Source organism: Streptomyces sp. NPDC054872 (genome assembly GCF_053610705.1).
This window is the reverse complement of the sequence record NZ_JBSGYY010000025.1, coordinates 13,710-25,861: the sequence shown is the minus strand read 5'-3', so window position 1 is coordinate 25,861 and position 12,152 is coordinate 13,710. Positions and strand designations below refer to the sequence as shown.

Genomic DNA, 12,152 nt, shown 5'->3' with positions numbered 1-12,152 from the left:
CGCGGTCGCGTACGATATGCGCATGACCTGGCCTGCCACCGAGCGCTACTTCCCCACCGCCGTTCCCGGCGGCCTGGGGCTCGTGCAGGACATCCTGAACACCGCACCGACCGGCCACGCCTCCGAGGCCGATCTCCTCGGGGACGTGGCCGCCGCGCAGGGCTGGGTGTCCGTCGCGCTTCCCACCTGGGCCGAGAGGACGGGGCGCACGGCGGTGCGGCTCACCCTCACCGACGAGGACCTGCCCAAGCTGCGGCAGCTGCGCGAACAGCTGCGCCGTGCCCTGCTCTCCCGGTGTGGCACGACGAGCGGCGAGACCGCCCGTTTCACCTCGTGCGCCCTCCAGGTGAACCTGCACGGCGACGCCGCCCTGACGACCGAGCCCGAGGGCGAGGGCTGGCGCTGGCTGACGTCCGCCGTGCTGTGCGAGGCACTGCTCGCCCAGACCACCGGAGAGTGGCGCCGCCTGAAGATCTGCCGCAACGAACGCTGCGCCACGGCGTTCTACGACCGCTCGCGCAACAACAGCGGCGTCTGGCACTCCACCCGCGACTGCGGCAATGCCGCGAACCTGCGGGCCTCACGTCAGCGCCGACGCGCGGGCACGCAGACGGAACCGGCACCCGAGCCCGCGCCTGACGGTCAGGCATAGCCGAGGGCGGCGGCCAGCCCCGCTGAATGCCCGACGTGTCGAGCAGTGCTGGTGGCGGTCCTCAACGAGTGGCTGTGACAGTGGGTTTGCCGTCGGCCTCAGTCTGTCGGTGTCGGCACGGCGCAGGCATCGGCGATGGCCCGCGTGTCCCAGTAGAACGGACGGACCTCGGTGATCCGCCCGCCCTTGACCGTGATCGCCTGCAGGATGGGGAAGCTGAGTTCACGGCCGGTCGCGCGAGCGCGAGCACGGACCTGTGTGAGCACGACCGCGGTCTCTCCGGTGGCCAGGAAATCCTGTTCCACCATCTCGAACGACTCCCACACCTCTCCCATCATCAGGAAGAATCGCGTCATGCCGTTGTGCCCACGCCAAGTGCCTCCGTAGGGCAGGGCATCTGCTTGATGCAGCTCGACATCCGGCGCGAAGAAGGGGGCGAGGAGGTCGAACGAAGCCTCGCCAGGGCCTCCCGCCGCCAGGTACTCCGCCTCAGCCGCATACATACCGGTGAGAACTGTTGCCGACTCTGTAGTGGATGACATCGTCATGCCGCCAGCATGAGGACCACGGCAGGACCGTGCTGGCGGCAATCAGACATCGTTGTGCTGCACGGTCGGCACTTCCGCAACACGCCCCTGGACCCGCACGGCGTCTTCGGCGGGCTCGGGCAGCTCACGGGTGCCCGGTACGGGCGACGGCAGGAGCCACAGGACCGCGAGGACCGCTCCCGCCGTGCCGATCCAGAGCGTGGGGCGCAGGCCGATGGCCGTGCCGAGGACGCCCGCGGTCAGCGCCCCCAGCGGGCGGAAACCGTGGTTCAGGGTGCGTTGGGCGCCCATCACCCGGGAGCGGATGGCGGAGGGGATGAGCGCCATCTGGAGCGACGCGGCGGCGACGTCGATGACCATCACCCCGACACAGCTGAGGAATTCGGCGACGAAGAGCGTGGTGACGACCAGCGGCAGCGGGCCGCCCGCGAGAGGGATGAGCACCAGCGGCAGGGTGAAGCCCACGGAGCCGACGATGATCGACGGTCCGATGCCGAAGCGGCGTACGACCCGTCCGCTGAACACGGCACCCAGCAGTCCGCCGACGGCCCCCGCGCCGAGTATCGCGCCGAGAACGCCCGCGCTCAGGCCGAGTTCGACCGTCACGTACAGCACGAAGAGCGTATGGAACATGTAGTTGAAGAACTGGATCGTGCCGGACCAGGCGAAGAGTGCCCGCATGGTCGGCTGCCCGAAGACCCAGCGCAGTCCCGCCGTGAAGTGTCCCTTGGCGACCGGGGCCGGTTCGGGCTCGACCGGCTTGATGCGGGACAACTGGCGCGCCGAGACCAGGTAGGTGAGGGCGTCCGCGAACAGGGCGAAGGGAGCGGTGAGCAACTGCACGAGCAGCCCGCCCGCCCCGGGCCCGGCCAGCCACGACATCGAACGGCTGCCGTGCACCAGGGAGTTGGCCTGCACATAGCGCTCGCTCGGCACCAGCGCCACGAACAGCGTGGCGTTGCAGGCGTCGAAGAGCACGGTCAGCGCGCCGATGCCGAAGGCGGTCAGGTAGAGCTGCCCGAGGGTGAGGATGTCGAGCAGATGAGCGAGCGGAAGCGTCAGGAGCAGGGCCGCGCGCGCCAGGTCGGCGGCGATCATGGCGTGCCTTCGCCGCGCCGTCCGGTCGACCCAGGCGCCGAGCGGGATGTTGAGGAGGAGTGCGGGCAGCAGCTCGGCGGTCTTGAGCCAGCCCATCTCGGCGGCGTCGGCGCCGAGGGCCAGCACGGCGGCGAGCGGGATGGCGATCAGTGATATCTCGTCGCCGATGAGCGAGACGGTCTGCCCGGTCCAGTAGCGGCGGAAGGTCCGCTCACGGAGCAGCTCGGGTATGCGCTCCTTGAGCTTCACCCGCCGGTCCTCGTGGCGTCGCTCCCCGCACCGCCGCCATCCGCACCGCCGCCATCCGCTTCGTCGGCGTCCGGGACTTCCTCAGGGATCTCCCGGTCGACGAAGGCCAGCCGCACCAGGCTGACGGGGCGCGCGTCTTCTGGGCGCAGGTCCGGGTCGCCCTCGCGGTCCTCGTAGGGCCGCAGCAGCGCCTCGATGCGCTCGCTGATGCCGGTCAGCTCTTCGGGGGTGAGGTGGAGGAGCGAGTCACTGAACTGCTCCGCCTCGCGCCAGGCGCGCGGCAGCCGGTGGCGTTCCTCCATCGCCCGGACGGCCCGCTCGAAGTACCGCCGGGCTACCGCCGCGCTCAACGCGTCCGACGCCTCGGCGACGGACGGGTCCTCGCTGTGGCCGGGCCAGTCGGTGAACCGGGCGGTCGCCTGCCACGGCTTCTCGCGCCCGCGGCCCCCCTGCGCCTCCTCGACGAGCCCGTACTTCGCCAGTATCCGCAGGTGGTACGAGCAGCTGGCCACGGACTCGCCGGTCAGCTCGGCGGCACGGGTGGCCGTGAACGGTCCGCTCCGCCGCAGCAGACCGACCAGGGCCATGCGCGTGGGGTGGGCGTACGCCCGCAGGGCGCGGGGATCGGTGAGGCGAATGCTGCGCTCGGTCGGCCTGGGGTCGCCTTGGGCTTCCGGGGTCTCCTCCATGATGTAAAGCTATCTTTAGAAAGGTTCCTTTACAAGGCTTACGCAGGCTTCGCCGCAGCCCCGATCCGGCTGGCGGGCACCCGCCCCCTGACCCACCATCGAGGGACACCGGAGGAAGGGGCCGCCCAGTGGCCAAGGACACGAAGGACAAGAAGGACCGGAAGAAGCCGAAGGGCCAGAAGAAGCAGGGCAAGCAGGGCAACGACACCAAGGGCGCCGGCAAGAAGCACCACAAGACCTCCGGGGCCACCAGGACCCCCGAGCCCCCCACCCCGCTCCGCGAACTCCTCCGTGTCCCCGAGGGCGAGCGCGTCAGCCTCACCTCGTACGCCGCCGACGCGACTCCCGGCGGGCCCGCGGACAAGGCCGCCGGGCTCCTGGCCACCGCCCGGACGGGCGAACGGCTCGCCGACCTGCAGGAGCGGCTCTACGCGGCGAGCACCGCGGGCGACCGCCGCCGCGTGCTGCTCGTCCTGCAGGGGATGGACACCAGCGGCAAGGGCGGCACCGTCAAGCACGTCATCGGCCAGTTCAACCCCTCCGGCTGTCGGATCCGGGCCTTCAAGGCGCCCACACCCGAGGAGTTGAACCACCCCTTCCTCTGGCGCATCACCCAGGCGCTCCCCGTGCCCGGCGAGATCGGAATCTTCGACCGCTCGCACTACGAGGACGTCCTGATCGCCCGCGTACGCGAACTGGTCCCGCCCAGCGACCTCGGCCGCCGCTACGGCAGGATCAACAACTTCGAGCAGAGCCTCACCGACGACGGCGTCACGGTCATCAAGTGCTTCCTGCACATCTCGTACGAACAGCAGCGCCGCCGCCTGCTCGAACGTCTCGACAATCCGGACAAGCACTGGAAGTTCAGCCCGGGCGACATCGAGGAGCGCGCCCTGTGGCCCGCCTACCAGGAGGCGTACGAGATCGCTCTCGAGCGATGCTCCACGGCGGACGCCCCCTGGTACCTCATCCCGGCGGACCGCAAGTGGTACCGCAACTGGGCGATCAGCGGTCTGCTCCTCGAGCACCTGACCGCGCTCGATCCGCAGTACCCGAAGGCGGACTTCGACGTGGCGGCGGCGCGCGAGCTGCTCGCGGGCGAAGGTGCCGCATAGGGCACCACGCGGGCACAAGATCGGACATTAAAGATCACTCCGACAAGATCGGGCAGAAGTTACTTCTAGGTATGCAGTGACTTAGCGCGCAACAAGCAGTAGAACTCGTTCCCATTCCTACGAGAGTGAGGAACGTCACATGAGTGGCACCACCATGCGTTCTAACGGTTCCGGAGGCGTTTCACGCCGAAGATTCATAGCTGGAACCAGTTCTATTCTTGGCGTCGCATCCCTCGCGACACTCGCCCCCGCGGCCCAGACGTACGCCGCATCCGCCGCCGGACCCATCGGTGACGGAGCCCGCGTCCCCGTGCTGATCATCGGCACCGGGTACGGCGGCTCCGTCGCCGCCCTGCGCCTCGCCCAGGCAGGCGTCGACGTGCACATGGTCGAGATGGGCATGGCCTGGGACACCCCCGGCTCCGACGGCAAGATCTTCGCCCACACGACCTCACCCGACGGCCGTTCCTACTGGCTGCGCACCAAGACCAAACAGCCCCTGAGCAACTTCCTCGGCTTCCCGATCGACAAGACCATCCCCCGTTACACCGGGATCCTCGACGCCGAGGACATGGGCGGGATCCTCGTCTACCAGGGCCGCGGAGTCGGCGGCGGCTCCCTGGTCAACGGCGGCATGGCGGTCACGCCCAAGCGCGAGAACTTCGGCGCCGTCCTCCCCTCGGTCAACGCCGACGAGATGTACTCCACCTACTATCCGCGCGCCAACGCCGGTCTCGGCGTCAGCACCATCGACCCCGCCTGGTTCGACAGCGTCGACTGCTACCAGTACTCCCGGGTCGGCCGTAAGCACGCCCAGCGTTCCGGCTTCCCGTTCGTCTTCGTGCCCGGTGTCTATGACTGGGACTACATGAAGCAGGAGGCGGCCGGCACAGTCCCCAAGTCGGCGGTCGCCGGTGAGATCCTCTATGGCAACAACTACGGCAAGAAGTCACTGCAGAAGACCTACATCGCCCGGGCCACCGCGACCGGGCGGGTCACCATCTCCGCGCTGCACAAGGTCACTTCGGTCTCCCCCGCGTCCGGCGGCGGCTACACCGTCGTCATCGAGCAGCTCAACACCAGCGGCACCGCCACCGCCACCAAGACCGTCACGGCGCAGAAGGTGTTCTTCGCGGCAGGCAGTGTCGGCACCAGCAAACTGCTGGTCAAACTGAAGGCCACCGGCGCGCTGCCCCAGCTGAACGGAGAGATCGGCAAGGGCTGGGGCGACAACGGCAACGTCATGTGCGGTCGCGCCAACCACATGTGGGACGCGACCGGCAAGGTCCAGTCGTCCATCCCCACCGCCGGCATCGACAACTGGGCGGCCGGTGGCGCGTTCGCCGAGGTCGCGCCGCTGCCCACCGGCATCGAGACCTACGCCTCGTTCTATCTCTCCATCACCAAGAACCCGAACCGTGCCGCCTTCTCCTGGAACGCGGCGGCGGGGAAGGTGGAGCTGAACTGGCAGACGGCCTGGAAGCAGCCGTCCATCGATGCCGCCAAGACCATCTTCGACAAGATCAATTCAAAGGAGGGGACGATCTACCGCACCGATCTGTTCGGCACGTACAAGATCTGGGGCGACCATCTCACCTACCACCCGCTCGGCGGCGCCGTCCTGAACAAGGCCACCGACAACTACGGTCGCCTGCACGGATATTCAGGCCTGTACGTCATCGACGGCTCGCTGATCCCCGGCAACACGAGCGTCAACCCGTTCGTCACCATCACGGCGCTCGCCGAACGCAACATCGAGAAGATCATCGCCACTGATGTGTAGCACCGCTCCTCAGTGGCCGGGAAGCACACAGACCGCGTCCAGACCCAGCACGTGGTTGAGCCGGCCGAAGGCCAGCCAGGAACCGATGCTCATGCTCAGCTCCACGATCTCGCGCTGGGTGTAGTGCGCGGTCATCCGCTTCCAGAACTCCTCGTCGAGGCCATGGTGATCCAGGGCGTACCGCTCGGCGTACTCGGCGGCAAGACGTGTCCGGTCGTCGAAGGCGTCGGTGGTGCGCCACTGGGTGACCGCTTCGGCGAACTCCTCCTCGACCTTCTCGCCCTCGCGTTCGGTGCGCCAGTCGAGGCAGAACAGGCACCCGTTGATCTGCGCGACGCGTAGCCGCGCGGCCTCGAACTCCCTTAGCCCCAGCGTCGTGTGCTCGTACACCGACAGCGAGAAGTTCGCCGCGGCCATGCCGATCCCGGGGACCATCTCACCCCACACGTACCCGATCGGCTCCTGCCCCTCGGGGATGTCTATGTGCATCGAGCTCATTGCTTGCTCCTTCCGAGCTTGCCGGTCGCGGGGCGCAGCGGGACGTCGAGCGCGTCGTACAGTCCGGGGTCCATGTCCACGAGCCAGTCGATGGCGCCGACGAGGCGGCCGACCGCGGTGGCGTTGCCGCCCGCCGACCGGTTCTCTCCCTCGTCGGTGGCCTCGACCGTCACCTCGATGCGCGGGCGGCCCTCGATGATCACGCGGTGCGCCCCGGCGCCGTCGGGCGGCGTGGGCCAGTCCGGTGCGCAGGACGGGTGGATGCGGGTGACGTGCTCGATGACGATGCGGGGTTCGCCCTCGACGATGCCCTGCACCTCGAAGCGCACGGCGCCCTGGGTGCCCGCCTCGAAGTCACCCATCGTCCTGGTGCTCACCGAGGTGTCGAGCGCGCGCCGCTCCAACGTTTCGTGGATGTCGTCGAGTTCGACGCCGAGCGCCCTGGCCATCAGCCGGATCTGCCCGCCCCACACCATGGTCGGGATGGTCTCGGCGAGCATCAGGGGCTGGTAGTCCATCGGATGCCCCATGCCGATCAGATGGCGTACGGAATCCTCCTGGTCGTACGTGGAGTAGTCGAAGATCTCCTGGCAGCGGATCCCGTCGACGGTGCTGCCGAGTCCGCTGATCAGCAGCGGCAGTATGTCGTTGCCCCAGCCGGGGTCGACGCCGGACACGAAGAGGGATCCGCCGCCCTCCGCGACCGCGGCGAGGAGCGGATCGCGCAGTTCGGGCGGGGCGTTGCGCTGGTCGTAGAGCGCGTACAGGGCGGGGGTGACGACGACGGCGCCGGCCCTGATCGCCCTGCCGACGTCGTGGAGGGCCTCGTCGGGGCGGATGTCGCCGGAGGCGGCGTACACCACCGCCTGGGGCGAGGCCGCGAGGACCGCGTCGATGTCGTCGGTCGCCGTGACGCCCAACTGCCCCTGGAGACCGGCGAGGTCGGCCGCATCGCGGCCGACCTTGTCGGGACTGTGGACGAGCACGGCCGTGAGCTTCAGCGCGGGGTGGGCCTCCACGGCACGTATGGCCGCGCGGCCGACATTTCCGGTACCCCAGACAACCGTGGAAATCATGCGCGGAGGGTAGCCAGAGGGCGTATCAGTTCATAGGGCCATGACCGCAGAGATTTCCACCAACGACGTGGGACCTAACGGATGTTCACGTCGATGCACGCGTAGAAAGCGTTCGACGTGTCGCCTATGTTCCAGACCGCGAGCACCTTGTGCCTTCCGGTGGCGCTGCCGAGGTTGACCTGGTGCGAGACGGTGGCCGGCGGCTGCTGGTTGCCGCCGTCGATCGTCGCGACCTTCGTGCCGTCGACGAAGTACTCGTAGTTCGCGGTGCGATGCCGTGCGGTGAACGTCCAGGTGAAGGTCTGCGTCCTGCTCACGTCGCTGACCTTCCACCCCTTGTTGTCGTCGTTCAGCTCCGCGAACCTCGCGTTGCCTCCACTGCAGCTCCGCAGGCCCTTGGGCCCCTCGACGCTCTGGGGTTCGTACTTGATGTCGCCGCACGCGATCGTGCGCGCGGCGCACTGCGCCTGCCTGCTCGCCGGTGCGTTGACGTATCCGTGCGCGCTGGCCGAGCCCGTCGGCAGGGTGAGGGCGAGGACCGGTGCGAGCCCCGCACCGATCATGGCGGCCAACTTCCGCTTCCTGTGCATGCGTACTCCTTCACGGCGCTCTTGAGTGGGGGTGTGCGTGAAGAGTCGGGGCCAGATGTTCACGATGGCCCATTAGTCCAGACCATAGACTTTGGCGAGGCTCGGTCAAGGCTGCTTTCGGGCCACGTGCGGGAAGCGGACTGCGGTGTTCTAGGCGCTGCGGCGCAGCTGTGCCGCGAGGTGGTGCTGCAGCGGCTGCCCGACGGCTTCGAGGTCGTGGACGAAGGTGAGTTCGCCGTCGTCGGTGAGCGTGTAGCGGCGGCGGGTGGCCTTGACCTCCTTGGCGGTGGGGGTGCGGGCCACCTCACTGGTGGAGAGATCGATCGTGCCGCCGCCCGCGTGGCCCACCGCGATCTCCGCGATGCCGGTGGGCTGGGTGATCAGCGCCTCCACCCGGCCGTCGGGCTGCAGCCGCCACCAGCCGCTCTCCCGCGCGGACGGCCGCAGCGGTGCGTCGTCCGCGTCCAGGAGCCAGGCCCGTGCCTCGTAGCGCAGGAAGGGGCGGCCGTCGTGGCTGAAGGTGACTTCCTGGGCGTACCTGAAGTCCGAGTCGAGGGTCGGGTATTCGCCCTGGCCCCGTCCGTGCCAGGTACCCAGCAGACCGAGCACCGGCGCCAGCAGCGCGTGCGGCGTCGGCGCCTCGTCCGGCCGCTGACTGTCGGGGTACGGGTGCTCCGGTGCGGGGTCGAACACGGTGTGCGCTCCAAGGTCGGGGGCCGATGCCAGGAGAAGCCTAGGGGCCCTCAGGACCGTGAACCGGGAGGCGGCGGGAACGACGAAGGCCCACACCGTCGGTGGCCGAAAAGTTAGGGTAACCTAATCCACCGGCCCGGCTTCGGCGCGACCCGCGTCCCGCACCACGCCCAAGTCCCGCCGCTTCCAAGGGAGTTGGCCGTTGGAGACCGTAAGGTGACGGAGCGCAAAAAGGTCCGCCCAGCCCTTCTCGTGGCTCTGCTCTGCACCGTCCTCGCCGTGCTCTGTGTGCTGTCGCTCGCCGTCGGCGCGGCCGCCGTCGCCCCGGATCAGGTCGTACGCGCCCTCTTCGGCCACGCGCCGACCCGGCTCGTGGAGAACATCGTCTGGTCCGCACGGGTGCCCCGCACCACGCTCGGCCTCGCGGCGGGCGCGGCCCTCGGCATCTCCGGAGCGCTCATGCAGGCCCTGACCCGCAATCCGCTCGCGGACCCGGGCATTCTGGGCGTCAGCGCCGGTGCCTCCTTCGCCATCGTGCTCGCCGTCGGGGTGCTCGGGATCGGCTCGTTCCACGGGTACGTCTGGTTCGCCTTCGCGGGTGCTCTCGCGGCGAGCGTCCTGGTCTACGCCCTCGGCAGGCTGGGCCGCTCCGGCCTGACGCCGGTCAAACTGGCCCTCTCCGGCGTCGCGGTGACCTCGCTGCTCTCCTCCCTCACCAGTGCGATCGCCCTCACCGACCCCGACGCCCTCGACCGCTACCGCTTCTTCTCGGCCGGTTCGATGGCCGACCAGGACGGTGCGACGGTCCTGCGGATCCTGCCGTTCATCGCCGTGGGCACGGCCCTCGCCCTGGCGTGCGCACCGGCGCTCAACAGCCTGGCCCTCGGCGACGACGTGGCGGCCTCGCTCGGGCGGCGGCTCGGCCTCGTCCGGCTCCAGGGCGTCGCCGCGGTCACGCTGCTGACCGGTGCGGCGGTCGCCGTGATCGGACCGGTCGTCTTCATCGGGCTGATCGTCCCTCATATAGCGCGCGTATTGGCCCAGTTGGCGGGCATCGGCCCCGACCACCGGTGGCTGCTTCCGCTGTCGGCGGTGCTTGCCCCGTGTCTGCTGCTCGCCGCCGACATCGTCGGGCGGGTCCTCGCCCGGCCCACCGAGATCCAGGCGGGTGTCATCGTCGCCTTCATCGGCGGCCCGTTCTTCATCGCCATGGTCCGCCGACGCCACCTGGCGGAGGTATGAGCACGACCACCTTCCGGCTGACGGTGCCGCCGGTCTCCGGGATCCTCCGCCCACGGCTGCTCGCGCTGGGCACGGCGCTCGCCGTCACCACCTTCCTGCTGTTCTGCTGGGGGCTTTCGATCGGCGACTACCCCATCGCCTTCGCCGATGTCGTGCGCGCCCTGGTCGGCTCCGGCGACCCCGGCACCGTACTCGTCGTCCAGGAACTGCGGCTGCCCCGCGCCCTGGTGGGACTGCTCGCCGGGATCGCCTTCGGTGTGTCGGGCGCGCTGTTCCAGACCATGACGCGCAATCCGCTGGCCAGCCCCGACATGATCGGCCTGACCCAGGGTGCGGGCACCGCCGTCGTCGCGGGAATCGTCCTCGGCTGGGACGGCGGTCTCGGCACCCAGGCGCTCGGGCTCTTCGGCGCGCTGACCACGGCGCTCGTCGTGTACGCCCTCGCCTGGCGACGCGGCGCCACCGGCTACCGCATCATCCTGGTCGGCATCGGGGTGGCCTGGATCTGCACCAGCGCCACCGACTATCTCGTGGCCAAGGGCGGGCGGTTCCAGGCGCAGGCCGCGCTCGGCTGGCTGGTCGGGAATCTCAACGGGCGCACGTGGGGCCAGGTCGGGCCGCTCGCGATCGCCCTCGCGGTCCTGTTGCCGACGGCGCTGCTCCTGGGACGGCTGCTGCGCACCCTGCAGCTCGGCGACGACGTGGCCACCGGGCTCGGCACCCGGGTGCAGCCGGTGCGCCTGGCCGTCCTGCTCGCCGGGGTCGGCCTCGTCGCCTTCGCCACCGCCTCCGCCGGGCCCGTGGCCTTCGTCGCGCTCGCCGCACCACAGATCACCCAACGCCTGGCCCGCACCGCGTGGCCGCCCACGCTCGCCTCGGGCCTGACCGGGGCCGTGGTCGTCCTCGGCAGCGACCTCCTCGCCCGCACCCTCGTCACCGGCACGGAACTGCCGGTCGGCATCGTCACCGGCGTGCTCGGCGCGCCGATCCTGCTCTGGCTGCTCGTCCGCGCGAACCGCGCGGGTTCTGGAGGTTGACCCCCATGTCGGCTGACTCCCTGTCGACCAACTCCGGCCCCGGTCCCGCGGAGGCCGCCGACGTGGACCTGCGGGCCGACGGCCTGCGCCTGGCGTACGGCAGCCGCCTCGTCGTGGACGGACTCGATCTGTCGGTCCCGCCGGGCCGCATCACGGCCATCGTCGGCGCCAACGCCTGCGGCAAGTCCACCCTCCTGCGTGCCCTGGCCCGGCTGCTCGCGCCCCGCGAGGGAAGCATCCACCTGGACGGCCGCGAGCTGCGCTCCATACCGAGCCGCGAGCTGGCCCGGCGTCTCGGCATCCTGCCCCAGAGCCCGGTCGCCCCGGAGGGCCTGACCGTCATCGACCTGGTCAACCGCGGGCGCTCGCCGCACCAGACCTGGTGGCGGCAGTGGTCGAAGTCCGACGAGCGCGCCGTGCACGAGGCGCTGGCCGCGACCGGCATGACCGATCTCGCGGACCGTCCCGTCGACGAGCTCTCCGGCGGGCAGCGCCAACGCGCCTGGATCGCCATGGCGGTCGCCCAGGGCACCCCCGTACTGCTCCTCGACGAACCGACGACCTATCTCGACCTGGCGCACCAGATCGACGTGCTCGACCTGATCACCGATCTCAACCGCCGCGAGCACCGCACCGTCGTGATGGTCCTGCACGACCTCAACCAGGCCTGCCGGTACGCCGACCATGTCGTCGCCATGAAGGCGGGGCGGATCGCGGCCGAGGGCCCCCCGGCCGAGGTGATCACCGCCGACCTCGTCCGTGACGTCTTCTCCCTGCGGTGCCGCATCACCCCGGACCCGGTCAGCGGGACACCGCTGGTCATTCCCATGGGACGTCACCACGGCGAATCGACTTAGGGTAGCCTCACCTAGATTTTTACTG

General features: G+C 69.7%; 13 protein-coding genes. 6 read left to right on the top strand and 7 right to left on the bottom strand.

Annotation, left to right across the window (positions count from 1 at the left end):
• Positions 1-22 precede the first annotated feature (22 nt).
• A complete protein-coding gene (locus ACWGIH_RS27320; protein ID WP_453451538.1) occupies positions 23-652 on the top strand; it encodes a CGNR zinc finger domain-containing protein in 630 nt (209 codons plus the stop codon).
• 98 nt (positions 653-750) lie between these two features.
• On the opposite strand, the gene ACWGIH_RS27315 is transcribed toward ACWGIH_RS27320, so the two are convergent.
• Genes ACWGIH_RS27315 through ACWGIH_RS27305 form a run of 3 tightly spaced genes read right to left on the bottom strand, consistent with a single transcriptional unit; the run spans position 751 to position 3,236 of the window.
• Positions 751-1,200 (bottom strand): nuclear transport factor 2 family protein, encoded by a 450-nt coding sequence (locus ACWGIH_RS27315; RefSeq protein WP_453451537.1) that lies wholly within the window; start codon positions 1,198-1,200, stop codon positions 751-753.
• 42 nt (positions 1,201-1,242) lie between these two features.
• A complete protein-coding gene (locus ACWGIH_RS27310) occupies positions 1,243-2,547 on the bottom strand; it encodes an MFS transporter (protein ID WP_453451536.1) in 1,305 nt (434 codons plus the stop codon).
• Positions 2,544-3,236: a winged helix-turn-helix domain-containing protein gene (locus ACWGIH_RS27305; protein ID WP_453451535.1), complete on the bottom strand. Its 693-nt coding sequence runs from the start codon at positions 3,234-3,236 to the stop codon at positions 2,544-2,546. The genes ACWGIH_RS27310 and ACWGIH_RS27305 overlap by 4 nt, the downstream gene beginning before the upstream one ends.
• A 128-nt stretch (positions 3,237-3,364) precedes the next feature.
• Here ACWGIH_RS27305 and ACWGIH_RS27300 point away from each other — a divergent pair, with 128 nt between their 5' ends.
• Positions 3,365-4,351, top strand: a complete 987-nt coding sequence (locus ACWGIH_RS27300) for a polyphosphate kinase 2 family protein (RefSeq protein WP_453451533.1) — start codon at positions 3,365-3,367, stop codon at positions 4,349-4,351.
• Positions 4,352-4,505: 154 nt separating this feature from the next.
• Entirely contained in the window at positions 4,506-6,134 is a 1,629-nt protein-coding gene (locus tag ACWGIH_RS27295; protein WP_453451564.1) for a GMC oxidoreductase, read from the top strand.
• 9 nt (positions 6,135-6,143) lie between these two features.
• Here the strand turns inward: ACWGIH_RS27295 and ACWGIH_RS27290 are convergent, their stop codons facing one another.
• From ACWGIH_RS27290 to ACWGIH_RS27275, 4 genes are all read right to left on the bottom strand, one after another.
• The gene (locus ACWGIH_RS27290) at positions 6,144-6,623 is read right to left on the bottom strand and encodes a carboxymuconolactone decarboxylase family protein (protein ID WP_453451563.1); all 480 of its coding nucleotides are present in this window, start codon (positions 6,621-6,623) and stop codon (positions 6,144-6,146) included.
• Positions 6,624-6,628: 5 nt separating this feature from the next.
• Complete coding sequence (locus ACWGIH_RS27285; RefSeq protein WP_453451532.1) at positions 6,629-7,708, bottom strand: NAD(P)H-dependent amine dehydrogenase family protein; 1,080 nt, start codon at positions 7,706-7,708, stop codon at positions 6,629-6,631.
• A 74-nt stretch (positions 7,709-7,782) separates the two neighbouring features.
• A complete protein-coding gene (locus ACWGIH_RS27280; protein WP_453451531.1) occupies positions 7,783-8,298 on the bottom strand; it encodes a lytic polysaccharide monooxygenase auxiliary activity family 9 protein in 516 nt (171 codons plus the stop codon).
• 150 nt (positions 8,299-8,448) lie between these two features.
• Entirely contained in the window at positions 8,449-8,991 is a 543-nt protein-coding gene (locus ACWGIH_RS27275; RefSeq protein ID WP_453451530.1) for an FABP family protein, read from the bottom strand.
• A 252-nt stretch (positions 8,992-9,243) separates the two neighbouring features.
• Between ACWGIH_RS27275 and ACWGIH_RS27270 the strand changes: the two genes are divergently transcribed.
• Genes ACWGIH_RS27270 through ACWGIH_RS27260 form a run of 3 tightly spaced genes read left to right on the top strand, consistent with a single transcriptional unit; the run spans position 9,244 to position 12,127 of the window.
• Positions 9,244-10,233, top strand: coding sequence for a FecCD family ABC transporter permease (locus ACWGIH_RS27270; RefSeq protein WP_453451562.1), 990 nt, complete (start codon positions 9,244-9,246; stop codon positions 10,231-10,233).
• A complete protein-coding gene (locus ACWGIH_RS27265; RefSeq protein WP_453451529.1) occupies positions 10,230-11,270 on the top strand; it encodes a FecCD family ABC transporter permease in 1,041 nt (346 codons plus the stop codon). The genes ACWGIH_RS27270 and ACWGIH_RS27265 overlap by 4 nt, the downstream gene beginning before the upstream one ends.
• Positions 11,271-11,275: 5 nt before the next feature.
• Positions 11,276-12,127, top strand: a complete 852-nt coding sequence (locus tag ACWGIH_RS27260; protein WP_453451528.1) for an ABC transporter ATP-binding protein — start codon at positions 11,276-11,278, stop codon at positions 12,125-12,127.
• The last annotated feature ends 25 nt before the right edge of the window (positions 12,128-12,152 follow it).